24 protein-coding genes are annotated in these 24,043 nt (G+C 74.5%); 14 read left to right on the top strand and 10 right to left on the bottom strand.

What is annotated here, in order from left to right; all coding sequences use genetic code 11:
- Positions 1–42: 42 nt before the first annotated feature.
- The 6 genes from AB0K25_RS05085 (at position 43) to crtI (ending at position 5,443) form a co-directional block, all read left to right on the top strand.
- Positions 43–531, top strand: a complete 489-nt coding sequence (locus AB0K25_RS05085; RefSeq protein ID WP_363818531.1) for a YbaK/EbsC family protein — start codon at positions 43–45, stop codon at positions 529–531.
- Positions 528–1,247 carry a monooxygenase gene (locus tag AB0K25_RS05090; protein WP_219463978.1) on the top strand — a complete coding sequence of 240 codons (720 nt, stop codon included), beginning with the start codon at positions 528–530 and terminating at the stop codon, positions 1,245–1,247. The genes AB0K25_RS05085 and AB0K25_RS05090 overlap by 4 nt, the downstream gene beginning before the upstream one ends.
- Before the next feature lie 10 nt (positions 1,248–1,257).
- Positions 1,258–1,827, top strand: a complete 570-nt coding sequence (locus AB0K25_RS05095) for a GNAT family N-acetyltransferase (protein WP_219463979.1) — start codon at positions 1,258–1,260, stop codon at positions 1,825–1,827.
- Entirely contained in the window at positions 1,824–2,720 is an 897-nt protein-coding gene (locus AB0K25_RS05100) for a carotenoid biosynthesis protein (protein WP_363818535.1), read from the top strand. The genes AB0K25_RS05095 and AB0K25_RS05100 overlap by 4 nt, the downstream gene beginning before the upstream one ends.
- Positions 2,721–2,820: 100 nt before the next feature.
- Positions 2,821–3,945 (top strand): glycosyltransferase family A protein, encoded by a 1,125-nt coding sequence (locus tag AB0K25_RS05105; protein WP_357535742.1) that lies wholly within the window; start codon positions 2,821–2,823, stop codon positions 3,943–3,945.
- Between the two features lie 10 nt (positions 3,946–3,955).
- The gene (gene crtI / locus AB0K25_RS05110; protein ID WP_219463981.1) at positions 3,956–5,443 is read left to right on the top strand and encodes a phytoene desaturase family protein; all 1,488 of its coding nucleotides are present in this window, start codon (positions 3,956–3,958) and stop codon (positions 5,441–5,443) included.
- Between the two features lie 35 nt (positions 5,444–5,478).
- Here the strand turns inward: crtI and AB0K25_RS05115 are convergent, their stop codons facing one another.
- Positions 5,479–6,168: a CDP-alcohol phosphatidyltransferase family protein gene (locus AB0K25_RS05115; RefSeq protein ID WP_208569760.1), complete on the bottom strand. Its 690-nt coding sequence runs from the start codon at positions 6,166–6,168 to the stop codon at positions 5,479–5,481.
- A 44-nt stretch (positions 6,169–6,212) separates the two neighbouring features.
- Positions 6,213–7,130, bottom strand: coding sequence for a methylenetetrahydrofolate reductase [NAD(P)H] (metF, locus tag AB0K25_RS05120; RefSeq protein WP_219463984.1), 918 nt, complete (start codon positions 7,128–7,130; stop codon positions 6,213–6,215).
- Positions 7,131–7,414: 284 nt separating this feature from the next.
- Between metF and AB0K25_RS05125 the strand changes: the two genes are divergently transcribed.
- Both AB0K25_RS05125 and AB0K25_RS05130 read left to right on the top strand, forming a co-directional pair.
- Positions 7,415–8,059 (top strand): hypothetical protein, encoded by a 645-nt coding sequence (locus AB0K25_RS05125; RefSeq protein ID WP_357535327.1) that lies wholly within the window; start codon positions 7,415–7,417, stop codon positions 8,057–8,059.
- 34 nt (positions 8,060–8,093) lie between these two features.
- Positions 8,094–9,176, top strand: coding sequence for a polyprenyl synthetase family protein (locus AB0K25_RS05130; RefSeq protein WP_363818540.1), 1,083 nt, complete (start codon positions 8,094–8,096; stop codon positions 9,174–9,176).
- A 224-nt stretch (positions 9,177–9,400) separates the two neighbouring features.
- Here the strand turns inward: AB0K25_RS05130 and AB0K25_RS05135 are convergent, their stop codons facing one another.
- A complete protein-coding gene (locus tag AB0K25_RS05135) occupies positions 9,401–9,790 on the bottom strand; it encodes an Rv2175c family DNA-binding protein (RefSeq protein ID WP_208568675.1) in 390 nt (129 codons plus the stop codon).
- 143 nt (positions 9,791–9,933) lie between these two features.
- Between AB0K25_RS05135 and AB0K25_RS05140 the strand changes: the two genes are divergently transcribed.
- Together AB0K25_RS05140 and AB0K25_RS05145 are read left to right on the top strand one after the other, a co-directional pair.
- Complete coding sequence (locus AB0K25_RS05140) at positions 9,934–11,922, top strand: PASTA domain-containing protein (RefSeq protein ID WP_357535329.1); 1,989 nt, start codon at positions 9,934–9,936, stop codon at positions 11,920–11,922.
- On the top strand, positions 11,919–12,782 hold the full coding sequence (locus AB0K25_RS05145; RefSeq protein WP_219463991.1) for a deoxyribonuclease IV: 864 nt from the start codon (positions 11,919–11,921) through the stop codon (positions 12,780–12,782). Before AB0K25_RS05140 ends, AB0K25_RS05145 begins: the two co-directional genes overlap by 4 nt.
- 173 nt (positions 12,783–12,955) lie before the next feature.
- Here AB0K25_RS05145 and AB0K25_RS05150 read toward each other — a convergent pair whose 3' ends face one another.
- The 4 genes from AB0K25_RS05150 to AB0K25_RS05165 all read right to left on the bottom strand — a co-directional run bounded on the left by AB0K25_RS05150 (position 12,956) and on the right by AB0K25_RS05165 (position 17,925).
- Complete coding sequence (locus AB0K25_RS05150) at positions 12,956–13,975, bottom strand: GntG family PLP-dependent aldolase (protein ID WP_219470231.1); 1,020 nt, start codon at positions 13,973–13,975, stop codon at positions 12,956–12,958.
- Positions 13,976–14,054: 79 nt separating this feature from the next.
- A complete protein-coding gene (locus AB0K25_RS05155) occupies positions 14,055–15,461 on the bottom strand; it encodes a class II 3-deoxy-7-phosphoheptulonate synthase (protein ID WP_208568678.1) in 1,407 nt (468 codons plus the stop codon).
- 67 nt (positions 15,462–15,528) lie between these two features.
- Complete coding sequence (locus tag AB0K25_RS05160; protein WP_219463993.1) at positions 15,529–16,005, bottom strand: hypothetical protein; 477 nt, start codon at positions 16,003–16,005, stop codon at positions 15,529–15,531.
- Between the two features lie 285 nt (positions 16,006–16,290).
- Entirely contained in the window at positions 16,291–17,925 is a 1,635-nt protein-coding gene (locus tag AB0K25_RS05165) for a glycosyl hydrolase family 18 protein (protein ID WP_357535332.1), read from the bottom strand.
- A 210-nt stretch (positions 17,926–18,135) separates the two neighbouring features.
- On the opposite strand from AB0K25_RS05165, the gene AB0K25_RS05170 reads away from it, so the two are divergent.
- Positions 18,136–18,624, top strand: a complete 489-nt coding sequence (locus tag AB0K25_RS05170) for a glutathione peroxidase (RefSeq protein ID WP_219463994.1) — start codon at positions 18,136–18,138, stop codon at positions 18,622–18,624.
- 762 nt (positions 18,625–19,386) lie between these two features.
- Here the strand turns inward: AB0K25_RS05170 and AB0K25_RS05175 are convergent.
- Positions 19,387–20,190, bottom strand: a complete 804-nt coding sequence (locus AB0K25_RS05175; protein WP_219463995.1) for an SGNH/GDSL hydrolase family protein — start codon at positions 20,188–20,190, stop codon at positions 19,387–19,389.
- 227 nt (positions 20,191–20,417) lie between these two features.
- Here AB0K25_RS05175 and AB0K25_RS05180 point away from each other — a divergent pair, with 227 nt between their 5' ends.
- Positions 20,418–21,110 (top strand): NADPH-dependent F420 reductase, encoded by a 693-nt coding sequence (locus AB0K25_RS05180; protein ID WP_219463996.1) that lies wholly within the window; start codon positions 20,418–20,420, stop codon positions 21,108–21,110.
- 80 nt (positions 21,111–21,190) lie between these two features.
- Here the strand turns inward: AB0K25_RS05180 and AB0K25_RS05185 are convergent, their stop codons facing one another.
- Together AB0K25_RS05185 and AB0K25_RS05190 are read right to left on the bottom strand one after the other, a co-directional pair.
- Entirely contained in the window at positions 21,191–21,739 is a 549-nt protein-coding gene (locus tag AB0K25_RS05185; RefSeq protein ID WP_219463997.1) for a GNAT family protein, read from the bottom strand.
- A gap of 3 nt (positions 21,740–21,742) precedes the next feature.
- A complete protein-coding gene (locus tag AB0K25_RS05190) occupies positions 21,743–22,237 on the bottom strand; it encodes a GNAT family N-acetyltransferase (protein ID WP_308290859.1) in 495 nt (164 codons plus the stop codon).
- Between the two features lie 197 nt (positions 22,238–22,434).
- Here AB0K25_RS05190 and AB0K25_RS05195 point away from each other — a divergent pair, with 197 nt between their 5' ends.
- Together AB0K25_RS05195 and AB0K25_RS05200 are read left to right on the top strand one after the other, a co-directional pair.
- A complete protein-coding gene (locus tag AB0K25_RS05195; RefSeq protein WP_357535338.1) occupies positions 22,435–23,298 on the top strand; it encodes a DUF4397 domain-containing protein in 864 nt (287 codons plus the stop codon).
- On the top strand, positions 23,295–23,996 hold the full coding sequence (locus AB0K25_RS05200) for a class F sortase (RefSeq protein ID WP_363818549.1): 702 nt from the start codon (positions 23,295–23,297) through the stop codon (positions 23,994–23,996). Before AB0K25_RS05195 ends, AB0K25_RS05200 begins: the two co-directional genes overlap by 4 nt.
- The last annotated feature ends 47 nt before the right edge of the window (positions 23,997–24,043 follow it).

Below are 24,043 nucleotides of genomic sequence, written 5' to 3' on the forward strand. Positions count from 1 at the left end.
CCGGCTGCGGGGTGTCGGGGCGTACCGGGGAGAATGGGCCGCATGCAGTCACACCCGAACGTGCAGGCGGTGCAGCGGGCGCTCGACGAGGCGGGCGCGCGGGACGGTTCCGGTGCGGCCAGCCGGGTCCGTCTGCTACCCGAGGCGGCGCACACCGCCGCCGCGGCGGCCGACGCGCTCGGCGTCGACGTCGGCGCGATCGCCAACTCGCTGGTCTTCGAGGCCGACGGCACGCCGCTGCTGGTGCTCACCTCCGGCGCGCACCGGGTCGACACCGCCGGCCTGGCCGCCCATCTCGGGGTGACCCACCTGCGCCGGGCCACCCCCGACTTCGTCCGGGAGCACACCGGCCAGGTGATCGGCGGGGTCGCCCCGGTCGGCCACCCCGGGCCGCTGCGCACCCTCGTCGACACCGCCCTGACCGGGCACCCGCAGGTGTGGGCCGCCGGTGGCGTACCGCAGGCGGTCTTCCCCACCACCTACCCGGAGCTGCTGCGGATCACCGGCGGCACCCCCGCCGAGGTGGCGTGAACACCACCCCGGAGCTGGTCACCCTGCACGTGTGGCGGGTGCCCCGGGCCGCCGTCGGTCGGGCGTTGGCCCGGATGGCCCGGCATCCGTGGCAGCTGCGACGCACCCCCGGCGTACGGTTCGGCAAGCTGCTCGGCACCGGGACCGGCACCGGCTTCGGCCCGGGGGACGCCGACCTGACCCGGTGGGCGGCGCTGGTGGTGTGGGAATCCCCCGCCGCGGCGGCCGGCTTCGACGCCTCCCCGGTCGGCCGTTCCTGGGCCCGGATCGCCCAGGCGTCGGCCCGGCTGGAGCTGCGCCCGGTGACCAGCCGGGGCGAGTGGTCGGGCCGGCGGCCGTTCGGCGATCCGGCGGGCGGCCGGGTCGACGGGCCGGTGCTGGCGCTGACCCGGGCCCGGCTGCGCCCCCGCCGCGCGCTCACCTTCTGGCAGGCCGTCCCGCCGGTCGCCGCCGCACTGCACGCCGCGCCGGGGCTGCTCGCCCGGTTCGGTGTCGGTGAGGCCCCGCTGGGTTGGCAGGGCACGGTCAGCGTGTGGCGCGACCCGACGGACCTCGTGGCCTTCGCGTACCGTCACCCGGAGCACCGGGCGGCGATCACCCGCACCCCCACCGAAGGGTGGTACGCGGAGGAGTTGTTCGCGCGCTTCGAGGTGCGCGCAGTGGTCGGTGACCGGTCGGTGCTGGGATGGGTCGCCGACGGTGATCCGCAACCGTGAGAGGACGCGCATGAGGTTGGTGCGGTGGACGCCGGAGGATCTCGTCCGGCGGCTCGACGACGTGGTCGCGGTGTACGGGGAGGCGATGGGCTACCGCAGCGACCTGCTGGAGGCCCGACGCGGCTACATCGCCACCCACGCCCGCCGGCCCGGGTTCCGCGCCGTCGCCAGCCTCACCAGCGAGGGCCACCTGGCCGGCTTCGGGTACGGCTACCTCGGCGCGGGTGGACAGTGGTGGCACGACCAGGTCTACCGGGCGCTGGACCCGGACGCCCGGCAGCGCTGGCTGACCCACTGCTTCGAGGTGGTCGAGTTGCACGTCCGGCCGCCCGCGCAGGGGCACGGCCTGGGTGCCCGGCAGCTCACCGCCCTGCTCAGCATCGCCGAGGGCGGCACCACCCTGCTGTCCACCCCGGAGGCCGACGAGCGGACGTCGCGGGCCTGGCGGCTCTACCGGCGGTTCGGCTTCGTCGACGTGCTGCGGCACTTCCGCTTCCCCGGCGACGAACGGCCGTTCGGGGTGCTCGGCCGGGACCTGCCGCTGCCCCGACCCGACACGTCCGGCCCGGCCTCGTCGTGACCCGCCGGCACGTCCCGTGGCTGCTGCTGGCCCTGCTGGTGCTGATCCAGATCTGCTACCCGCTCACCACCGGGGTCACCCGGGCCCGGCTCACCGTCGCCACGGTCGTGCTGGGCTACCTGCTGTCGGTGGGGCACGCGCTGCTCACCCGGGGTGCCCGTACGGCGGCGGCGCTGGTCGCGGTGGCCACCGGCGGCGGGTTCGCCATCGAGGCGCTGGGGGTGGCGACGGGCTTCCCGTTCGGCAGCTACGACTACTCGGGGGAGTTGGGGCCGAAGCTGGCCGGGGTGCCGTTGATCATCCCGCTGGCCTGGACCTGGATGGCCTGGCCCGCCTGGCTGGCCGCCGTGCGGCTGACCACGCCCGCCGGCCAACTGACCACGCCCGCCGGCCGGATGCCCGGCACCGTGTCGACCACCGGTCGGACGCCCGGCACCCTGACGCCGGCGGGGCACGTCGGGCGGGTGGCGTTGGCCACCGTCGGGCTGGCCGGCTGGGACCTCTTCCTCGACCCGCAGATGGTTGCCGAGGGCTACTGGGTGTGGCGCGACGCCACCCCGGCGCTGCCCGGACTGCCCGGCATCCCGGTCAGCAACTACCTGGGCTGGTTGCTGTTCGCGGTGCTGCTGATGAGCGCGCTGCGCCCGCTGGCGGGGCCGGCCGTCGCGGTCACCGGCTCCCGCGACGACCCGATGTTCGCCCTCTACCTGTGGACGTACTTCTCCAGCGTGCTGGCGCACGCGGTCTTCCTCCGGCTGCCCGCCTCGGCGCTCTGGGGTGCGGTGGGCATGGCGGTGGTGGCGGTGCCGCTGGCGGTGACCCTGCTGCGCGCCCGCCGACGGCCCGCCGACCGGCCGGCACCGCAGCGGCGCGGCGTCGACACCCCGGCATGAGCGGCACCCGCCCCGGCCGACCCGCCCCGCCACCGCGCCGGCACCCGACGCCGGGACGACGACCGCACCCGGCCTGGTCGGTGGGGGTCCGGCGGTGACCGTGGTTGCGCTCGTGCTGGCCGTCGCGGTGACCGCGCTGACCGCGCACACCTGGGTCAACGCCCGGTACTGGCTGCGCCGGCCCGCCGACGGGCCGGTCGGGGTCGACGAGACGGTGGCGGTGCTGCTGCCGCTGCGCGACGAGGCCGACCGGGTCACCCCGTGCCTGCGCGCGCTGCTCGCCCAGCAGGGGGTGCCCGGCCTACGGATCGTGGTGCTCGACGACGGTTCGACCGACGGCACCGCCGGGGTGGTCCGCGCGGTCGTCGGCGACGACCCCCGGGTCACCCTGCGCACCGGGGTCACCCCGCCACCGGGCTGGCTGGGCAAGCCGTACGCCTGCCACCAGCTCGCCGGGCACGCCGGGCCGGACGCCACCGTGTACGCCTTCGTCGACGCGGACGTGGTGCTCACCCCGTACGCGGTGGCGGCGGCGGTGACCGAGCTGCGCGCGGCACGGGCGACGCTGCTGTCGGCGTACCCGAGGATTCTGGTGCGGACGGTGGGTGACCGGCTGGTGCAGCCGCTGTTGCAGTGGTTGTGGCTGACCTTCCTGCCGCTGCGCGCGATGGAACGCTCGCCGCGGCCGTCGCTGGCCGCCGCCGGTGGGCAGTTCCTGCTGGTGGACCGGGCCGGCTACGAGCGGGCCGGCGGGCACGCCGCGGTCGCCGACCGGGTGCTGGAGGACATCGAGCTGGCCCGGGCGGTGAAACGCGCGGGCGGCCGGATCGCGCTGGCCGACGGCTCCCGGCTGGCCGCCTGCCGGATGTACGAGACCTGGCCGCAACTGCGCGACGGCTACACCAAGTCGCTCTGGGCCACCTTCGGCCACCCGGGGGCCGCCGCGACCGTGGTCGCCGCGCTGCTGCTGCTCTACACCGCGCCGCCGCTGCTGGCGGTGGCGGCGCTGGCGGCGGGTTCGCCGTCGGCCGCCGGGCTGGCCCTGACCGGGTACGCGGCGGGAGTCGCCGGGCGGGTGGTCGCCGCCCGCGCCACCGGCGGCCGGGCCTGGCCCGACGCGCTGGCCCACCCCGGCTCGGTCGTGGTGCTCGGTTGGCTGACCCTGCGGTCGTACCATCTGCGGAAGCGGCGTCGCCTGTCCTGGCGTGGCCGCCCGGTCAGCTAGGAGGCGCGGCATGGCGCGGATCGTGGTCATCGGCGCCGGCGTGGGCGGGCTGGCCACCGCCGCCCGGCTCGCCGTCAGCGGGCACGAGGTGACCGTCTTCGAACGGTCCGACACCGTCGGCGGCAAACTCGGCAGGTACGTCCACGACACCCCGGCGGGCAGCTTCCACTTCGACACCGGGCCGAGCCTGCTCACCCTGCCGCAGGTCTTCCACGACCTGTTCGAGGCCACCGGCGCGAAACTCGACGAGTACCTCGACCTGACCCCGCTGGACCCGATCGTGCGGCACGTCTTCCCCGGCGGCGGGCCGGCCCTCGACTCGTGCGCCGACCCGGACGAGTTCGCCGCCCGCATCGGCGTCGCCCTCGGCGACCGGGCCGCCGCCGACTGGCGGCGGCTGTGGCGGCGGGCCGCCCGGGTGTGGACCGCGTCGCACCGGGACATCCTGCGGCGTACGGTCGACTCGCCGCGCGACCTGGCGGCGCTGGCCTGGCGGCTGGGTGACCTGGCCGCCATCGGGCCCGGCCGTACCCTGCGCGGGCTGGGTCGCAGCCACCTGTCCGACCCCCGGCTGCGGATGCTGCTCGACCGGTACGCCACCTACACCGGCGCGGACCCGCGCCGGGCCCCGGCCGCGCTGGTCGCCGTCCCCTACGCCGAGCTGGCCTTCGGCGGCTGGTACCTGCGCGGCGGGCTGGGCACCCTGGCCGACGCGCTGCTCTCCCGCTGCCTGGACCTGGGCGTGACGGTCCGCACCGGGGAGACCGTCACCCGCATCGACGCCGCCGGTGGCCGGGTGCACGGGGTACGCCTCGCCGGGGTCCACGCGCCCGTCCCCGCCGACGTGGTCGTCGCCAACGCCGACGCGCTCACCGTCTACCGGGACCTGCTGCCGCACCCGGGCCGGCTGGCCGCCCTCACCGACCGCAGCCTGGCCGGTTTCGTGCTGCTGCTCGGGGTACGCGGCGACTCCGGGCTGGCCCACCACAACGTCTTCTTCCCCACCGACTACGACGCCGAGTTCGACGCCGTCTTCGGTGACCCCGGTCGGGGGGTGCGGGCCCGACCGGCGACCGACCCGACGATCTTCGTCACCGTGGCCGACGACCCGACCGCCCGCCCGACCGGGCACGAGGCGTGGTTCGTGCTGGTCAACGCCGCCCGCCACGGCACCGCCCCGGACGCCGTCAACTGGCGTCGGCCGGGGCTCGCCGACGCGTACGCCGACCGGATCCTCGACGTGCTCGCCGCGCGGGGGGTCGACGTCCGCGACCGGCTGGTGTTCCGCGAGACCCGTACCCCCGCCGACCTGGACGCCGCGACCGCCGCGCCCGGCGGGTCGATCTACGGCACGGCCGGTGGGCTGCTCCGCCCCGCCAACCGGGGGCCGGTGCACGGGTTGTGGCTGGTCGGCGGCTCCACCCACCCCGGCGGCGGCCTGCCCATGGTCACCCTGTCCGCGCAGATCGTCGCCGACGAGATCGGCCCCGCCTGGTAGGCCCCGCCCCTGCCCGGCCCGTCGGGGCGGGCGGGTCAGCCGGCGTCGAGCAGGGCGCGGCGGACGGTGGACAACAGCTGCCCCAGGCCGAAGCCGGCCAGCAGCACCCAGACGGCGGTGGCCATAGTGATGGTGCCGGCCGTCAGGTCGAGGTCGATGAGCCCGGTCAACCCGGCCAGCAGCAGCCCGACCAGGGCGACGCAGACCCGGGTGGGCCGCTCCCCCACGGTGACCGCGCCGATCTCCCGCATCCCGGCGGCGACCGCGCGGGCCCGCACGTACTCGTGCAGCCAGGACAACGCGCCGGCCGCGACGACCAGCGCGCCGGGCGCTCCGATCAGCCAGAAAGCCGCCAGCCAGGCGATCTCACCGAGCCGGTCGGCGACCGAGTCGTAGACGTAGCCGAGCCGGGTGGTCCGGCCGGTGGCGACCGCGACCGCCCCGTCGACACTGTCGGCGACCGAGGCCAACAGCACGAACAGCGCGCCGACGATCGGGCCCTGCGCCGACCGGACGCTGAACAGCGGCACGCACAGGCAGAGCAGCACCCCGCCGACGGTCACCGCGGTCGGGGTCACCCGCAGCCGTCCCAGCACATAGCCGACGTGGTACGCGAAACGCAGCCAGGCCCGGACCACCGGCGCCGCGACCCGGGGGTCGAAGCCACCGTGCAGCCGCGCCCACGCGGTCGCGTACTCGTCCCATTTCAGCTGTGTGCCCACCATCGGTCAACCGTCGCGGCCTGGTCGAGGTGTCGGGGTCGACGCGTTCACACCCGGGCGTCGGCCCGCAGGCTGCGCCACACCTCCCGGGTCGCGGGAGAACGGTTGAGGGTGATGAAGTGGATGCCGGGCACCCCCTCGTCGAGCAACCGGGCGCACATCTCGCTGGCCTGTTCGATGCCGAGCCGGCGGACCGCCTCCGGGTCGTCGGCGACCCGGGCGAACCGCTCGGCCAGCGCGGGCGGGAAGGGCGCTCCGGACAGCTGCACCGAGCGTTCGATGGTGCCGATCTGGGTCACCGGCATCACCCCGGCCAGGATCGGGGTGTCGCAGCCGGCCGCCGCGACCCGGTCGCGCAGCCGCAGGTAGTCGTCGGCGTCGAAGAACATCTGGGTGATGGCGAACTCCGCGCCGGCCCGACACTTACGCACGAAGTGCGCGGTGTCGCTGTCCACGTCGGCCGAGCGGGGATGCTTGTAGGGGAAGGCGGCCACCCCGACGCTGAAGTCGCCGGCCTCCCGGACCAGCCGGACCAGGTCCTCGGCGTAGTCGACGCCCTCCGGGTGCCGGATCCACTCCCCTCCCGGGTCACCGGGCGGGTCCCCACGGACGGCGAGCACGTTGCGCACCCCCACGCCGGCCAGCCGTCCGATCACGTTGCGCAGCTCGGCGACGGAGTGGTTGACGGCGGTCAGGTGGGCCATCGGCAGCAGCGTGGTCTCGGTGGCGATCCGTTCGGTCACCGCGACGGTGGTGTCCCGGGTCGAACCACCGGCCCCGTAGGTGATCGACACGAACGACGGGCGCAACGACTCCAGCTCCCGGATGGCCTGCCAGAGCAGCCGCTCGCCCTGCGCCGTCTTGGGCGGGAAGAACTCGAACGAGAACGTCGGCTGGCGGTCGCGGATCAGCTCCCCGATCGCCGGCTGGGGATTGGGAAGGACAGAGGGAAGACCGAGCGCCACGTGACGACTCTAGCGGGCGACGCGGCCCGACCCCACGCACTTCCCACCAGAGCATCGACACCCGCCGAAACCCGGCCGACCGACGCCGTCGCCACGCGGCGGCGCACGTCGTACCCCCGGGGTGGAAACGTCGTACGCCGGGGGTAGAACGGACGGGCGCGGGTGGCGTCGGTCGGTGCCGACGCCCGGGGTCACGCGCGGGGGTCGGCCACCGTGACCGGCGGCATCCCGGCCGTGCTGTGGGGCGGACGGGCATGGCCGCGTCGACACCCACCGGAGGACCGATGACCCCGTCCGACCCGAGCCTGCTCGGGCCGCTGATCACCCAACTGCGGCTGGCCCGTGGGTGGAGCCAGCAGCGGCTCGCCGACGAGCTGTGCGCCACCGCCGGCACACCCACCCTGACCCGGCACGAGGTGTCCCGGTGGGAACGGGCGGTACGGGTGCCGGGCGACCGCTGGCGACGGCAGCTCGCCGTCGTCCTCGACGCTCCGATCGGGTCGCTGGCCGGCGGCCCGACCCGCGACCGGCAGGCCGCTCCGACCCAGCGGGCCGACCCGACCCGGCGAGCCACTCCCACCCGGCAGGCCGACCCCACCCGGCGAGCCACTCCCACCCGGCGAGCCACCCCGACCCGGCGAGCCACTCCGAAGCCGACCCGGGCCGGCAACGCCGCCCCGGGTCGATGGATCGAGCCGGGTCCGGACGGGCCGACACCGCAGCGGCGTCGGACCGGTCCGACGCCGGGCAAGGGACCGGGGTCGGGCGGCGGTCCCGTGTCGGGCAAGGGACCGGGGTCGGGCGGCCGTCCCGTGTCGGGCAAAGGACCGGGGTCGGGCAACGGTCCGTCCCGTCCGGCGGGACACCCCGGCCGCCCGGTCGGGCGGGGTCGGGGTGGCGACCGGGGTGACGCGCCGAGCCGCTGGTGAGGCGGCGGCGGTGGGGACCGGCTAGCGTCGTGGCGTGACCCACGCTGCTCCCGTCTCCCCTGTCGACCGTGCCGGCCTGCGGCAGCGCGTCGACAAGGCGCTGACCGAGTTCCTGTCCGGCCGGCGCAGCTGGATGGCCGGCATCGACGAGGCACTGGCCCCGATCGCCGAGTCCATCGAGGGGTTCGTGCTCGGTGGCGGCAAGCGGCTGCGTCCGGCCTTCGCGTACTGGGGGTTCCGGGGTGCCGGCGGGGTGGACGCCGACCCGGTGGTGACCGCCCTGGCGGCACTGGAGTTCTTCCAGGCCAGCGCGCTGATCCACGACGACCTGATGGACCGGTCGGACACCCGGCGCGGTGAGCCGGCGGTGCACCGACGGTTCGCCACCCGACACCGGGCGTCCGGCTGGCACGGTGATCCGGACAGCTTCGGCGACGCGGCGGCGATCCTGCTCGGTGACCTCTGCCTGGTCTGGTCCGACGAGCTGCTGCACTCCGCCGGACTGGCCCCGCACACGGTGGCCCGGGCCCGACCGGTCTTCGACGAGATGCGCGGCGAGGTCACCGTCGGGCAGTACCTCGACGTCCTCACCCAGGCGACCGGGGAGGTCTCGCTGGAGCGGGCCGGCAAGGTGGCCCGGTACAAGTCGGCCAAGTACACCGTCGAGCGGCCGTTGCTGCTCGGCGCTGCGCTCGCCGACGCGTCGCCCGACGTGCGTACCGCCTACTCGGCGTACGGGTTGCCGCTCGGTGAGGCGTTCCAGCTCCGCGACGACGTGCTGGGGGTGTTCGGCGACCCGGCACAGACCGGCAAGCCGGCCGGGGACGACCTGCGCGAGGGTAAGCGCACCTACCTGGTGGCGGCGGCGGTGGAGGTCGCCGACGAGGCCGGCCGGGACCTGCTGCTCAGCCGGCTCGGCGATCCGGAGCTGGACGAGGACGGGGTGGCCCGGCTCCGCGAGCTGATCAGCGCCACCGGCGCGTTGACCCGCACCGAGCAGCGCATCGTCACCCTCACCGACACCGCCCTGGCCGCCCTGGCCGGCGTCGACCTCGACACCGAGGCCCGCCAGGCCCTGGTCGACCTGGCCATAGCCGCCACCCGCCGCGCCGACTAACCCGCACCCCCTCCCCCGCCTCCCCCGCCGCCCGCCCCTCCCCGCCCGCCCCTCCCCGCCCCGCCCGATCACGTTGATCAAGAGGTTTCGGTCACGAATGGGCCGTCAGATGACCCAAACCTCTTGATCAACTGACCCAAACCTCTTGATCAACGCGGGCGGGGGCAGGGGGGTGGGGGGTGGGGGTGGGGGTGGAAGGGGCGAGGGGTGGGGCGGGGGTCGGGCTAGAAGCCGAGGGCCTGGGCGCGGCGTTTCACCTCGCGGGCGTGGTCGCCGCCGAGGGTGACCGCGCCCGTGCCGCCGGAGAGGGTGTCGTCGGGCTCGTAGAGCCAGCGCAGGGCGGCCTCGTCGTCGTAGCCGGCGTCGGCGAGCAGGTTGAGCACGCCGGGCAGGTGCTTGAGCACCGTCTTGTTGGCCACCAGATCGGCGGGGATCCGGCGGACGCCGTCGCGACGGACGGCGATCAGCTCGCGGTCCCGGATCATCTGGTGGACCTTGCTGATCGACAGGTCGAGCCGCTCGGCGACGTCGGGGAGGGTGAGCCACTCGGCCGGGTCGCGGGGGCCGCCGAGGTCGCTGTCGGCAGGCTGGTCGGCGGGTACGGAATCGGTCACCGGACCACCCTGCCACGTCACCCGGCCACCCGTGCAGCGGCACCCCGTCGGGCCTGGGTGAGCGCGCCGGGACGGACCGGCGGGGACCCCGGCTGTAGCATCCTGTTCAACCTTCACCCTCAGGACACATAGACTCCCTGCCGATGGACATACAGGTCGCCGACACGTTGCTGGGCTCGCTGCTCGACGGGCGCTACCGCATTCGCGGCCGCGTGGCCCGTGGCGGCATGGCGACCGTGTACACCGCCACCGACGAGCGCCTGGAGCGTACCGTCGCGGTGAAGATCATCCACCCGTCCCAGGCCGCCGAGGCGCGGTCGCGGCTGGCGGGCTTTCCGGACCGGTTCACCGACGAGGCCAAGGCCATCGCCCGGCTGACCCACCCCAACGTGGTCGCCGTCTACGACCAGGGCACCCACCAGGGGCTGCCCTACCTGGTGATGGAGTACGTCCGGGGTCGCACCCTGCGTGAGGTGCTCGCCGAACGCCGCCGGCTGAACCCCGACGAGGCGCTTGCGATCATGGAGCAGATGCTCGCCGCGATCGCCGCCGCGCACCGGGCCGGACTGGTCCATCGTGATGTCAAGCCGGAGAACGTGCTGGTGGCCGAGGCGCCCACCGGCGGGGTCGCCAATCTGGTCGACAGCGTGGTCAAGGTCGCCGACTTCGGCCTGGCCCGCGCGGTGGAGGCCAGCGCCGAGGAGGGCGACGGCAACCAACTGATGGCGACCGTCGCGTACGTGGCGCCGGAGCTGGTCACCGACGGACGCGCCGATCCCCGTACCGACGTCTACTCGGCCGGCATCGTGCTGTTCGAGATGCTCACCGGCCGGGTGCCGTACGACGGGGACCGCCCGGTCGACGTGGCCTGGCAGCACGTCGACCGGGACGTCCCGGCCCCGTCGGTCCTGGTGCCGGGCCTGCCCCGGGTGCTCGACGAGTTGGTCGCCCGGGCGACCCGACGGGACCCGGGCGCGCGTCCGGCCGACGCGGGCGCCCTGCTGGCCGAGGTGCAGGTGGCCCGGGACGACCTGGGCAACCCGAACGCGCACACCGCCGTGCTGGGTCGGGTGGCCGAGGAGTTGCCGGCGGTGGCCCAGCCGACGATGGTGGTCGCGGCGGTCACCCCGGTCACCCGGCCGACCTGGGCGCGGCTGCCCGAGCCGGCCACCCCGCAGCGCCCGCACCGACGCCGGGCCGCCGAGAGCGCCGGCCTGGGGTCCCGCCTGGCGGAGCTGCGTACCCGGGTGATGGGCACCCCGCGCGGCCGGCTGTCGGTGGCGGCGGCCGTGGTGGTGGTCGGCCTGCTCGCCGCGATGGGCGGCTGGTGGGTGGGGGTGGGCCGGTACACGGTCGCGCCGCAGCTGGTGAACCTCAGCCGGGCCGACGCGCAGGCGCAGGCGGACCGGGCGGGTTTCCAGCTCGACTTCGCCGCGCCGCGCTACGACGAGAAGATCCCCCGCGACGGGGTGGTCGCCCAGGACCCGGGTTCGGCCGCCAAGATCCTCAAGGGTGGCACCATCACGGTGACCCTCTCCCTCGGCCCGGAGCGGTTCCCGCTGCCGGACGTCGTCGGCAAGGAGTTCGGCCTGGCCGAGGCCGACCTGACCGGCGCGAAGCTGGTGGTCGCCAAGGGCAGCCCCCGCTATGACGACAACCTGCCGGCCGGGGTGGTGGTGGACACCAACCCGAAGGTGGGCACCGAGGTCAAGCCGGGCACGAAGGTGACCGTCATCCTCAGCCGGGGCCGCGCCCCGATTACCGTGCCCGACCTGGTCGGCAAGAGCCTCAACGACGCCCGGTCCGCGTTGTCCCGGCTCGGGCTGGTGGTGGCCGAGACGACCTACAAGGAGTCCGACAAGCCCCGCGACGAGGTTCTCGGGCAGAGCCCGGCCGACGGTGCGGGCGTGGAGAAGGGCACCAAGGTCAAGCTGGAGGTCAGCAAGGGCCCGCCGCAGGTGACCGTCCCACGGGTCGTCGACCTGCCCTGCCAGCAGGCCAAGCAGCAGTTGGAGGGGGCCGGGTTCACGGTGAACGTCCAGTTCAACCCCAACGGCACCGTCCGGTTCCAGAACCCGGGCGAAAACTCGCAGGTGCCGCCGGGCACCCCGGTCACCCTGGGCTGCCTGTGAGCACCCGCCGGCCGGTCGGCTCGCACACCCCCACCTCGGGTGGGCTGGCCAGGGCCGCCCTGCCGTACGTGGACGCGGCCGGCTCCCAGGTGGTGCAGGTCTACGTCGCCAACTCGCGTGGCTGGGCGTTGCCGCCGGGCGACCCGGCTCAGGACGCACTGTTCGCCGAGGGTTGCGCCGCCCGGGGCGTGCCCGTCTACATCCACGCGTCGCTGCTGGTGAACCTCGGCTCGCCCACCCCGGCGACGGTGGAGAAGTCGACGCAGACGCTGGCGCACGCGCTGCGCCGGGGGCGGGCGATCGGCGCCCGGGGCGTGGTGTTCCACGCCGGTAGCGCGGTCGACGCCGGTTACGCCGAGACCGCCCTGCGGCAGGTACGCGAGTCGCTGCTGCCGCTGCTCGACGAGATCACGGCCGGCGGCGGTCCGCTGCTGCTGGTGGAGCCGAGCGCCGGTGGCGGCCGGTCACTGGCCTCCCGGGTGGAGCACCTCGGCCCCTATCTGGACGCGGTCGACCGGCATCCGGGGCTGGGCGTCTGCTTCGACACCTGCCACGCCTGGGCGGCCGGGCACGACCTGGCCGTGCCGGGCGGCATGACGGCGACCCTGGACACCCTGGTCGCCACGGTGGGGGCGGACCGGCTGAAGCTGATCCACGCCAACGACTCCAAGGACCTGTGCGGCTCCACCCGGGACCGGCACGAGAACATCGGCAAGGGCAACATCGGCGAGCCCGCCTTCGCCGAGCTGATGACCCACCCGGCGACCGCCGGCGTCCCCGTCGTCGTGGAAACCCCCTCGGACAAACACGAGGGCCACGCCACCGACATAGCCACCCTCACCCGCCTCCAAACCCCCTGACCCCCACCCCCGCACGCCCTCCCACCCGCCGCCCCCCACCCGCCGCCCCCGACTCGCCGTCCCCGGCGATCAAGAGGTTCGCGTCAAGTTTGATCTCCAGGCTGACGCAAACCTCTTGATCAACGCCCGACGGCGCGGAGGGCGCGGAGGGTGCGGGCAGCGCCGGTGGGAGGTCAGGGGGTTAGGAGGTGGGGGAGGATCTTGGTGGCGTGGTCGATGGCGGCGTCGTCGAGGTCGAGGTGGGTGACCAGGCGGGCGGTACGGGGGCCGAGCACCGACAGCAGCACCCCCTCGGCGCGGGCGGCGGCGGCCAGGGCCCGCGCGTCGAGCCGGTGCCCGGTCAGGTCCAACGGGACGATGTTGGTGCGTACCGGACCGGCGAGCACCCCGCACGGGGCGAGCGCCTCGGCGAGCCGGGCGGCGCGGGCGTGGTCGTCGGCGAGCCGGTCGAGATGGTGGGCCAGGGCGTACCGGCCGGCGGCGGCGAGCACCCCGACCTGCCGCATCCCGCCCCCCATCCGCTTGCGCAGGAACCGGGCCCGGTCGATCCGCTCGGCGCTGCCCACGACCAGCGAGCCGACCGGTGCGCCGAGGCCCTTGGACAGGCAGACCGACAGGGTGTCGAAGAGTGCGCCGTACTCGTGCAGCGGCACCCCGTCGGCGACGTGCGCGTGCCAGATCCGGGCGCCGTCGCAGTGCAGGGCGAGACCGGCGGTGTCGGCGACCCGGCGCAGCTCCCGCAGGATCGCCAGCGGGATCACCCCACCACCACCCCGGTTGTGGGTCTGCTCCACGGCGATCGCCCGGGTCGGCACCGCGAAGTAGCCGTCCGGCCGGATCATCGCCGCCACCACGCCCGGGTCGAGGTCCGCGCCGACGGCCGGCCAGGTCCGGGTGGAGATCGCACCGTACGCCGCCGCCGCGCCGACCTCGTACGTGACCACGTGCGCGTCGGCGTCGCAGAGCAGTTCGTCACCCGGTGCGACGACCAGTTGCAGGGCGATCTGGTTGGCCATCGAGCCGGTCGGGGCGTAGAGCGCCGCCTCGTGCCCGAAGAGCGCGGCGACCTCGGCCTCCAACGCGTTGACCGTCGGGTCCTCGGCGTAGACGTCGTCGCCGACCTCGGCGGCGGCCATCGCTTCGCGCATTCCGGCGGTGGGCCGGGTCACCGTGTCGGAGCGCAGGTCCACCAGCGGGCCCGGGTCGCCGGGGCGGCCGGAACGCGCCGGGCCCGGCCCGCCCGTCGGGTCACCGGCGAGGTCGGCCGGATGGTCAGCCACGGAGCATCTCCGCGACCAGGAAGGCCAGCTCCAGCGACTGCTGGGTGTTAAGCCGGGGGTCGCAGGCGGTCTCGTACCGGCCGGGCAGGTCGAGGTCCTCGATGCCCTGGGCGCCGCCGAGGCACTCGGTGACGTCCTCACCGGTCAGCTCGACGTGGATGCCGCCGGGGTGGGTGTCCAGCCCCCGGTGCACCTCGAAGTAGCCGAGCACCTCGTCGACGATCCGGTCGAAGTGCCGGGTCTTGTAGCCGTTCGACGACTCGTGGGTGTTGCCGTGCATCGGGTCGCACTGCCACACCACCTTCGCCCCGGCGGCGGTGACCTTGGCGACGATCGGCGGCAGCGCGTCGCGGACCTTGTGGTTGCCCATCCGGCTGATCAGGGTGAGCCGGCCCGGGATGTTCTCCGGGTTGAGCTTCTCGCACAGCTCGATCGCCTCGTCCGGGGTGGTCGTCGGGCCGAGCTTCACCCCGATCGGGTTGGCGATGCGGGAGATGTAGTCGATGTGCGCGCCGTCGAGCTGCCGGGTCCGCTCGCCGACCCACAGGAAGTGCCCGGACAGCCCGTACGCCCGGCGGTCGGAGACCCGGGTGAGCGCCCGGTCGTACTCCAGGGCCAGCGCCTCGTGGGAGCAGTAGAGGGTGACGGTACGCAGCGCGTCGTCCTCGGTCATCCCGCAGGCCCGGATGAACGCGATGGCCCGGTCGATCTCCCGGGCGATCGCCTCGTAGCGCTCCCCCGCCGGGGAGTTCTTCACGAAGCCCTTGTTCCAGTCGTGCACCGCGTGCAGGTCGGCCAGTCCGCCGGCCAGGTAGGCGCGCAGCATGTTCATCGCGGCGGCCGAGTTCGCGTACGCCCGGATCATGCGCTGCGGGTCGGCGACCCGGGCGGCCGGATCGGCCTCCAGCGCGTTGATCATGTCGCCGCGGTAGGCGGGCAGGCCCCGGGCGTCGGTCGGCAGCGACCGGGGCTTGGTGTACTGGCCGGCGACCCGGGCCACCTTCACCACCGGCAGGGACGCGCCGTAGGTGAGCACGATCGCCATCTGGAGCAGGGTGCGGGCGTTGGCCAGCAGGTGGCTCTCGGTGTTGTCGGCGAAGGTCTCGGCGCAGTCACCGCCCTGGAGCAGGAACGCCTTGCCCTCGCAGACCAGGGCGAGCTTGCGCCGCAGCTGGTCGACCTCGTAGGGGGCGACCACCGACGGCACGGTGTCGAGCACCTTGCACACCTCGGCGACCTGGGCCGGGTCGGACCACGGCGGGGTCTGCTGACGGGGCAGTTCGCGCCACCGGTCGAGGCCGAGCGCGGCGTCCTCGGCCGAGTCGACGGTGGGGCGGCTGGTCTGCAGCCCGGGGCTGCTCACGGCGGGGTAGCTCAGCTGATGCCACTCATGGCGCATGGGAGAAAGCGTACGGCGACGGTCCGGACGCCGCGCCCCCGAGGGGCGGGGTTCCGGAAGGTGGGAGTCAGGGGGTGACCGACGGTGCCGGGGTGTGCCCGCCGGGCTCCTCGCCCGCGATGCACCAGTCCGCGCCGTCGCGGGTGACGGTGAACAGCAGCGGCCGGGTGGTCTTCTTCGACCCCACCGACACGGTCACGGTGGTGCTGACCTCCTGGCCCCGGGAGCCGGCCCGGATGTCGGTGATCCTCGCGGCGGGCACCGTGAAGTGGTCGGCGAAGTCACCGTTCGGCCCGGTCGCGGCGGCGTCGAAGCCCGCCTGCATCGTCGCGCAGAGCTGGTTGCGGCCGGCGGCCGGGTCCTTGGCCGCCATCGCGTCGAGGTACGCCTGCACCCGCTCGCGGGCCTTGGCGGACGCCTCCTGGACGGGCACCCTGGTGGGCCCGCCGTCGGCCTCGTCGTCCCCCCCGAGACCGCAGCCGAGCAGGGCGAACGGCAGCAGGGCCAGCGGTACGACGCCGACGGTGCGGAACCTGCGGCCCATGCGTCCTCCCCGGGTGCGGATGTCGACCGGCCCCTGGGGCGGTTGTCGACCGGATGCCGAGCGGCGAGTCTGCCACACCGCACCCGTGCGGTGGCAACCCGTCACGGCCGCGCCGCCCGAGCCGGCCGGCGTTTCGTCCGACGGGACCGCCCGACGTCGGAAGCTGACCACCCTACCCGGCACGGGCCGACCCGGACGGGCGTCGGACGGGCCCCGGCCGCAGCCGGGCGGGGAGGGACCGGTGGCCGGTCCCTCCCCGCGCGGGTGGCGCGTCGGGCGCTCGGCTCAGCCGAGGCCGCCCTTGATGGCGCCGATCAGCTCACCGTTGCTCGTGTCGCCGGAGAGCTCCCAGAAGAACGCGCCGCCGAGGCCCTGGTTCTTCGCGTAGGTCATCTTGCCGCCGATGGTGGCCGGGGTGTCGTAGCTCCACCAGTTGCTGCCGCACTTGGCGTACGCGGTGCCGGCGATGGTGCCGGTGGCCGGGCAGGTGTTCTTCAGCACCTTGTAGTCCTCGATGCCCGCCTCGTAGGTGCCGGGGGCCGCGCCGGTGGCGGTGCCGCCCGGGGCGGCCTGGGTCACCCCGGTCCAGCCCCGACCGTAGAAGCCGACGCCGAGCAGCAGCTTGTTGGCCGGTACGCCCTTGGACTTGAGCTTCTGGATCGCCGCGTCGGAGTTGAAGCCCTGCTGCGGGATCCCGGTGTACGAGGTGAGCGGCGAGTGCGGGGCGGTGGGCCCCTGGGCGTTGAACGCGCCGAAGTAGTCGTACGTCATCGGCATCAGCCAGTTGAGGTTGCCCACCGCACCGGCGTAGTCGGTGGCGTCGATCTTGCCGCCGTTGCTGCCGTCGGCCGTGATCGCGGCCGTGACCAGGGCCGACGAGCCGAACTTGGCCCGCAGCGCGGAGATCACGTTCTTGAACGCGTTCGGGCCGCTGCTGTCACAGCTCAGACCGCAGGCGTTGGGGTACTCCCAGTCGACGTCGATGCCGTCGAAGACGTCCGCCCAGCGCGGGTCCTCGACCAGGTTGTAGCAGCTGTCGGCGAACGCGGCCGGGTTCTGCGCGGCCTGGGTGAAGCCACCCGACCAGGTCCAGCCGCCGAAGGACCAGATCACCTTGAGGTGCGGGTACATCTTCTTGAGCTTGCGCAGCTGGTTGAAGCTGCCGCGCAGCGGCTGGTCCCAGGTGTCGGCGACGCCGTCCACGCTGTCGGCCGCGGTGTACGCCTTGTCGTAGTCGGCGTAGCTGTCCCCGATCGTGCACCGGCCGCCGGTGGTGTTGCCGAAGGCGTACAGGATGTGGGTGAGTTTGGCGGCGGAGCCGCTGGTGGCGATGTTCTTGACGTGGTAGTTGCGGCCGTAGACGCCCCACTCGGCGAAGTAGCCGACGACCTTCTTGTCCCCGCTGGGCGGGGTGGTCGTGGGTGGCGGGGTCGTCGGGGGCGGGGTCGTCGGCGGGGCGGTGGTGGGCGGGGCCGTGGTGGGCGGCGGGGTCGTCGGCGGCTTCGTGGTGGGCGGGGTGCCGCCGCCGCACGACGCGCCGTTGATCGTGCAGTTCAGCGGCGCCTTGTACGGCCCGGTGCCGTTGTAGCCCCAGCTGAAGCTGGCCCCCGGGGCGAGCGGCCCGGCCCAGCTCTTCTTCACCGCCACGTAGTGGTTGCCGCTGCTGGTGACGTCGGCGTCCCAGAAGCTGCTGATGGTGGTGCCGGACGGCAGGTCGAACTCGATGCGCCAGGTGCTGACGCTGGCGCTGGAGCCGTTGGCCACGGTGACCCGCCCTTCGTGGCCGGTCCCCCAGTCCTGGGCCGAGGCGAATGTCGCGGTGACGCTTCCGGCGCCGAACGCCGAGGTCACCGGTACCGCCGCCACGGTCAGCGCCATGACGGCGCCGGCCCAGAGGGCGCGGCGGAGCGATCTCTTCATGAGGCGCCTCCTCAAACAGTTAGGAAACTTTCCAAATCGATGGGGAGACGCTACTCACACCGTCATCACTTCGTCAAGATGCGCATCCGTCGATTCGTCACCGGCCCGGGGCGACGGGACGAGCAGCGGACCCGCCGGCGGGACGAGCAGCGAAGCGGGCGGCGGGACGAGCAGCGAAGCGGGCGGCGGCCCGGGCGCTAACCTCGCCACATGACCGTCTTCGACATCGAGATCGACGCCCTGGCCGGTGGCCCGGCCGCCCTGGCCGGCTACCGGGGCCGGGCACTGCTGGTGGTGAACGTGGCCTCCCGCTGCGGCCTCACCCCGCAGTACGCCGCCCTCCAGGCGCTGGCCACCGAGTACGCCGACCGGGGCCTGGTGGTGCTCGGCGTACCGTGCAACCAGTTCGCCGGGCAGGAACCCGGCACGGCCGCCGAGATCGGCGAATTCTGCCAGGTCAACTATCGCGTCACCTTTCCGCTGACCGAGAAGGTCGACGTCAACGGCCCGGCCCGGCACCCCCTCTACGCGGCGCTGGTCGACACTCCCGACGCCGAGGGGCACACCGGCGACGTCCGGTGGAACTTCGAGAAGTTCCTGGTCGCCCCGGACGGCACCGTCGCCGCCCGGTTCGCGCCGACCGTCACGCCGGACTCGGCCGACCTACGCGCCGCCATCGAGAAGGTTCTCCCCGCCTAAAGGCTCGCCCCTGCTTCCGGGTCGCACCGTCCGGGTCGGTCCCGTTCCGGGGCCGCCCACCGGTCCGACCCGGACGGTTCGGGCCGACCGCCGGCCGAGCCCCCGTCGGCCGGCTCACCCCTACCCGCCGGGTGCCGCCCACGACGCGGACCGCCCCGCCCCCACAAGGGTCTCCTCGCGCCCTTTCGAGCTGACGACACCAACGAGTCACCCCGCCCGGACAGGACGACACCCCACTCCCCCGCGTAGGAAGCCGGGCCGAGTCGACCGCGAACCCCGACCTACGCCGAGCAGCGCCGTCCGGACCCCGGTGGGGACACGCCACGTGATTTCCACCGGTCCCGACGACCCACCCCGGCCGGGAGTCCCGGCCCGGCCGGGGTGGACCAGCACGCGCTGCGGGCGCGGTCTGCGTCGACGACACCCGTCCAGCCCCCGTCCAGACGCCGAGCGGCCGGACGGGGGCCGCCGGAGCCGGGCCGGACAGCGAGTCGTCAACGTCATCAGCTCGAAAGCGTCCGCGACGGCATCGGCAGGAGGGCAGACGCCCGGCACTCGACCGGACGGCCCGACCACGCCCGCAAGCCAACCCACCCACGCCCGCAAGCCGGCCGACCCGCACCCCGGAAGCCAGCCGGAACAGGGACACCTGCGGACCCGACCCGGCCGGACAGGATGCCGCAGACCCACCCGACGGCCGTGACCGCGCCGACCCGGGCGGGGCGACGCGGTCACGGTGGAGCCGGCGGGACGCGGTTCAGGTCAACCGGCGGCGGAGCGGAAGACCGGGTAGTAGCCGCCGGACTGCCCGGCCGCCGTCGGGTGGTACGAGACGCCGAGGTTGGCGAAGTTCAACGCGTGCAGCCACTTCTCGCCGTAGCTGCACAGCTGGTGACCGACGAAGATGGACCGTACGTCGGCGAACGTGAAGCCGGCCGAGGTGGCGGCGGTGCGGGTGATGTCGTCGATCAGGTTGATGCCTTCGTTGATCTTCGCGCGGGAGTTCGCGCTGAGCCCCACGCAGACGGTGCCGAGCTGGTAGAAGACCGGGTAGCCGACGACCACCACCCGGGCCGACGGCGCACGCGACCTGATCCCGTTGTAGACGGTGGCGAGCTTGGCGGGCAGTTCCGCGCGGGCCTTGTTCTCGGCGGCCTGCACGGCCGCGACACACTGGGTCTCCCCCTGGAGCACGCAGGTCGACATGATCGTGGTGAACCCGACGTCGTTGCCACCGATGGTGACGCTGACCAGGGTGGTGGTCGAGGTCAGCGCGGAGAGCTGGTTGTTGACCACGTCGGTGGTGGTCGCGCCGGAGCAGGCCACCGACTTGTACGAGGCCGGCTTGATGTTGGTGTTGTACAGCGCCGGGTACGCGTTGGTGCTGCGCTGACAGGAGCCGCTCTCGGAGGTGTAGCTGCCGGCGCCGACACCGGAGGCGTACGAGTCGCCGAGGGCCACGTACCGGTCGGTGGGGGCGGCCTGGACGGGCACCGCCGCGCCGAGGGTCACGCCGATGGACGCCGCGAGACTCACGGCGAGGGTCACGAGTCGGGATCTCCGCACGTCGCACTCCTGGGGGTTAGGAAGTGGTGGTGGGAGATAGATATCACTCAATCATGTGTTTACGGAAGATTATCGATGGGCAACAGGGGTTACTAGGGGTTCATCCGCACGTGACGTCGCCGTCGGACAGACGACCCGGCCGGGCCGACGTGGACGGTCGACATCCGGCGCACAACCCATCGGTCAGGTCGGGAATACCCACCCACGCCGGCCGGTTGGTCACCGGCATGACAACTGTGGGACTCATCGGCAGCGGCAACATCGGCAGCACCCTGGCCCGGCTGGCGGTCACCGCCGGACATGACGTGGTGCTCAGCAACTCACGCGGCCCGGAGACGCTCAAGGACCTGGTCGACGAGTTGGGCATACGGGCCCGGGCGGCCACCCCGGCCGAGGCGGCGGCAGCGGGCGACCTGGTGGTGGTCACCATCCCGCTGCGCGCCTACCGGGAGGTGCCGGCCGCGCCGCTCGCCGGCAAGACCGTCATCGACACCAACAACTACTACCCGGAGCGCGACGACAGCTTCCCGGAGCTGGACGACGAGTCGACCACCACCAGCGAGCTGCTCCAGCGGCACCTGCCGGAGTCGCAGGTGGTCAAGGCCTTCAACAACATCTACTTCAAGCACCTGCTCGCGCTGGCCCGCCCGGCGGGGGCCACCGACCGCACCTCGCTGCCGGTCGCCGGGGACGACGCCGCGGCCAAGGCCGAGGTCACCGCGTTCATCGACTCCGTCGGGTACGACACCGTCGACGTGGGGCCGCTCGCCGAGGGCTGGCGGTTCCAGCGGGACACCGCCGCGTACGGCGTCTTCTACACCGCCGACCCGGCGGCCGGCTACGAACAGCCGGGCCTGCCGACCGACGCGCAGCGGCTGCGCGACGCCCTGGCCGCCGCCCGCCGCTACGCCGACGTCTGACCGGTACCACCACCGCGCCGGCCGGGACGGCAGCCGCGAGGCCCGTCCCGGCCGGTGCGGCCGGCGGGCGGCCCCCCGTGTCAGCGAGGAGCCTGCCACTCGTCGGCCAGCACCGCCCACACCTCCATGTCCACCCGGCCCGCCGGCCCCCGAGCGACCTGACGCAGGGTGCCCTCGTGCCGCATGCCGAGCCGCCGGGCCACCGCGATGCTGCGGACGTTGCCGACGCTGGTCCGCCACTCGACCCGGTGGATGCCGCGTTCCCGGATCGCCCAGTCCACGATCCGGGTCGCCGCCCGGGTCACCAGGCCCCGACCCTCGGCGGCCGGCTCCAGCCAGCAGCCCGCCTCCGCCACCCCCGTCGCCGTGCTGAACGACACGAACAGCACCCCGCCGACCAGGACGCCGTCGAGCCAGATCCCCCAGATGCCCCCGGCGTCGTCGGCCCACTTGTCGGCCGACCGACGCAGCACCCGGCGGGCCGCCTCCAGGTCGGTGGCCACGAAGGACGTACCCACCCACGGGGCGATGTGTGCCCGGGCCCGGTCCAGGTGGGCCAGGAACTCCTCGGCCTGCCACGGTGCGAGCGGACGCAGCTCGGCGTCCCCGGTCAGCGGTAGTGCGAACATCCGTCAGTTCCTCCGGTGTGCGACCGGCAGGCTCAGCCGCAGCGTGGGCCCGGGAGTGGGGACGAAGCCCAGCGACCGGTAGAGCGGCTCGCCGTCGGTCGAAGCCCGCAGGTCGACCTTGCCGACCCCGCGCTGCCGGTACCAGTCCAGCAATGCCTCCAGGCAGGCCCGGGCGTAGCCGCGCCGACGGTGCACCGGCTCGGTGGCCACGTTGAAGACGTACCCGGTCAGGCCGTCGGGGTTGCCGGGGCCGCCGAGACGCTGCTCGATGGTCCCGGTCGCGCAGGCCGCCAGGACGCCGGGCCGGGCCGGGTCGTCGACGACGAAGACCGCCATCAGGTCGGCCGGCTCGGCCAGCCGTCGGTGCAGCACCTCCCGGGACGCCTGCTGCCAGGGCCCCGGCGCCGGGTCCAACTGGTCGATGTCGGCCAGCATCACCCCACGCAGGCGAACGATCTCACCAGCGTCGGCGACCACGGCCCGTCGAACGTTGATCACGAACGGACGGTACCGGATGCCCCGGGCGGACCGCCGACCCGAACCGCGCCGACCCGGGACCGCCCGACCGGAAACGACGGAACCGGCCCGGAACCGCGCCGACCGGAAAGTGCCGGAACACGACGTCCGGCCAACTTGCCATCGGGTCCCACTCACGGGACGCTGGGGGTCGGGACCGACACCACCTCGGAGGCGAGATGCCCCAGCTCCCCACCGTTCCGCGTCGGCTGCTCGCCGCCGCCGGCACGCTCCTGCTCGGCACCGCGCTGGCCACCATCGGCATCACGCCCGCCGGGGCGGCGGCCGGCGACGTCGGCTACGTCCGGCTCGCCCACCTCTCCCCCGACACCCCGGCCGTGGACGTCTATCTCTCCGCCCCCGGCAGCGCCGCACCGCAGGTCTTCCCCGCCGTCGGCTACGGCGTCGTCTCCCGCTACCTGCCCCTGGCCGTCGGCCGCTACGCGGTGGCGATGCGGCAGGCCGGCACCCCGGCCAGCGAACCCCCGGTGCTCACCACCGAGGTGGACCTCGGCGCGGGCGAGGCGTACACGGTGGCCGGGGTGGGCCGTTACGCCGACCTGGGCCTGCGGGTGCTCGCCGACGACCTCACCGCCCCGGCCCCCGGCCAGGCGAAGGTACGGGTCGTCCACGCCTCCGTGCGCGCCCCGGTGGTCGACGTGACGGCCGACGACGGGCCGACCATCGCCGACGCCGTCCGGTTCGCCACCACCACCAACTACCGGCAGGTCGAGCCGGGTCGTTGGCGGCTGCGCCTCGGCGGCGGCAGCGGCCCGAGCACCGACGCCGAGGTGACCCTCACCGGTGGGCGGGTCTACTCGCTGCTGGTGCTCGACGGCAAGCGGGGCGGACTCACCACCGAGCTGCGCGAGGACGCCCGGGGCGGCGGGGTCGCCCCGGCCGGTGGCGTGCCGGCGGGAGCGGGAGGGCTGGCCGGGGACGGGCCCGGGGCGTACCCGATGGTGGCCGGCGGGGTGCTCGCGGGGGCCGTGGTGGTGGGGGCGACGGTGCTGGCGCGGCGACGGCGGCGACCGGTCTGGTGACCGGGCCCGGCTTCGCGATCCGCCGGCACCGCGCCCGCCGGACGCCGGCCGCCGCCCTGGTCGCGGCCGGGGCGGTGCTCTGTTTGGCCGCCGGCACCGGCGTCGGCCTGGCCACCGACACGCGCCTGACCGGCGACTCCGCCCGCCCGGCCGACCCGGCCGGCGCCTGGCAGCCCGGCTGCGCGGCCGGTTGCGCCACCAGCGCCGGCACCCCCCGCGCCACCCCGACACCGCCCACCCGGGTACGCGTGGCGCGGATCGGCGTCGACTCCCCACTCACCGCCCTCGGGCTGGACCGGGCCGGCATCCTGGTCCCCCCGGCGGACTTCACCCGGGCCGGCTGGTACGGCGGCGGCCCCGCGCCGGGCGACCCGGGACCGGCGGTGATCGCCGGGCACCTCGACTCGCGGCGCGGCCCGGCCGTCTTCGCCCGCCTCGGCGAACTGCGCCCCGGCGACCGGATCGAGGTGTGGCGGGGCGGACGACGGGTGCCGTTCCGGGTCACCGGCGCGCTGCGCACCCCGAAGGACGCCTTCCCCACCGCCACCGTGTACGGCCCGACGCCCGGCCCCGAGCTACGCCTGATCACCTGCGGCGGCGACTTCGACAGACGGGTCGGCCACTACCGGGACAACGTGGTGGTCTTCGCCGTCGCCGACGCACCGGCCGATCCCCTCCCCCGCTCCGCCGCCGACTGACCCACCCGGCCACCCGCCGAGCTGACCTGCCCCGGGCGTCGCGCGCG

This window comes from Micromonospora sp. NPDC049257, from assembly GCF_040678915.1.
GTDB classification, from domain to species: domain Bacteria; phylum Actinomycetota; class Actinomycetes; order Mycobacteriales; family Micromonosporaceae; genus Micromonospora; species Micromonospora antibiotica.

Excerpts from the sequence above, each read along its gene's own strand:
- AB0K25_RS05085 (WP_363818531.1), top strand. The coding sequence starts at position 43 with ATGCAGTCACACCCGAACGTGCAGGCGGTGCAGCGGGCGCTCGACGAG.
- AB0K25_RS05095 (WP_219463979.1), top strand. The coding sequence starts at position 1,258 with ATGAGGTTGGTGCGGTGGACGCCGGAGGATCTCGTCCGGCGGCTCGAC.
- crtI (WP_219463981.1), top strand. The coding sequence starts at position 3,956 with ATGGCGCGGATCGTGGTCATCGGCGCCGGCGTGGGCGGGCTGGCCACC.
- AB0K25_RS05115 (WP_208569760.1), bottom strand. The coding sequence starts at position 6,168 with ATGGTGGGCACACAGCTGAAATGGGACGAGTACGCGACCGCGTGGGCG.
- AB0K25_RS05125 (WP_357535327.1), top strand. The coding sequence starts at position 7,415 with ATGACCCCGTCCGACCCGAGCCTGCTCGGGCCGCTGATCACCCAACTG.
- AB0K25_RS05140 (WP_357535329.1), top strand. The coding sequence starts at position 9,934 with ATGGACATACAGGTCGCCGACACGTTGCTGGGCTCGCTGCTCGACGGG.
- AB0K25_RS05155 (WP_208568678.1), bottom strand. The coding sequence starts at position 15,461 with ATGCGCCATGAGTGGCATCAGCTGAGCTACCCCGCCGTGAGCAGCCCC.
- AB0K25_RS05160 (WP_219463993.1), bottom strand. The coding sequence starts at position 16,005 with ATGGGCCGCAGGTTCCGCACCGTCGGCGTCGTACCGCTGGCCCTGCTG.
- AB0K25_RS05165 (WP_357535332.1), bottom strand. The coding sequence starts at position 17,925 with ATGAAGAGATCGCTCCGCCGCGCCCTCTGGGCCGGCGCCGTCATGGCG.
- AB0K25_RS05170 (WP_219463994.1), top strand. The coding sequence starts at position 18,136 with ATGACCGTCTTCGACATCGAGATCGACGCCCTGGCCGGTGGCCCGGCC.
- AB0K25_RS05180 (WP_219463996.1), top strand. The coding sequence starts at position 20,418 with ATGACAACTGTGGGACTCATCGGCAGCGGCAACATCGGCAGCACCCTG.
- AB0K25_RS05185 (WP_219463997.1), bottom strand. The coding sequence starts at position 21,739 with ATGTTCGCACTACCGCTGACCGGGGACGCCGAGCTGCGTCCGCTCGCA.
- AB0K25_RS05195 (WP_357535338.1), top strand. The coding sequence starts at position 22,435 with ATGCCCCAGCTCCCCACCGTTCCGCGTCGGCTGCTCGCCGCCGCCGGC.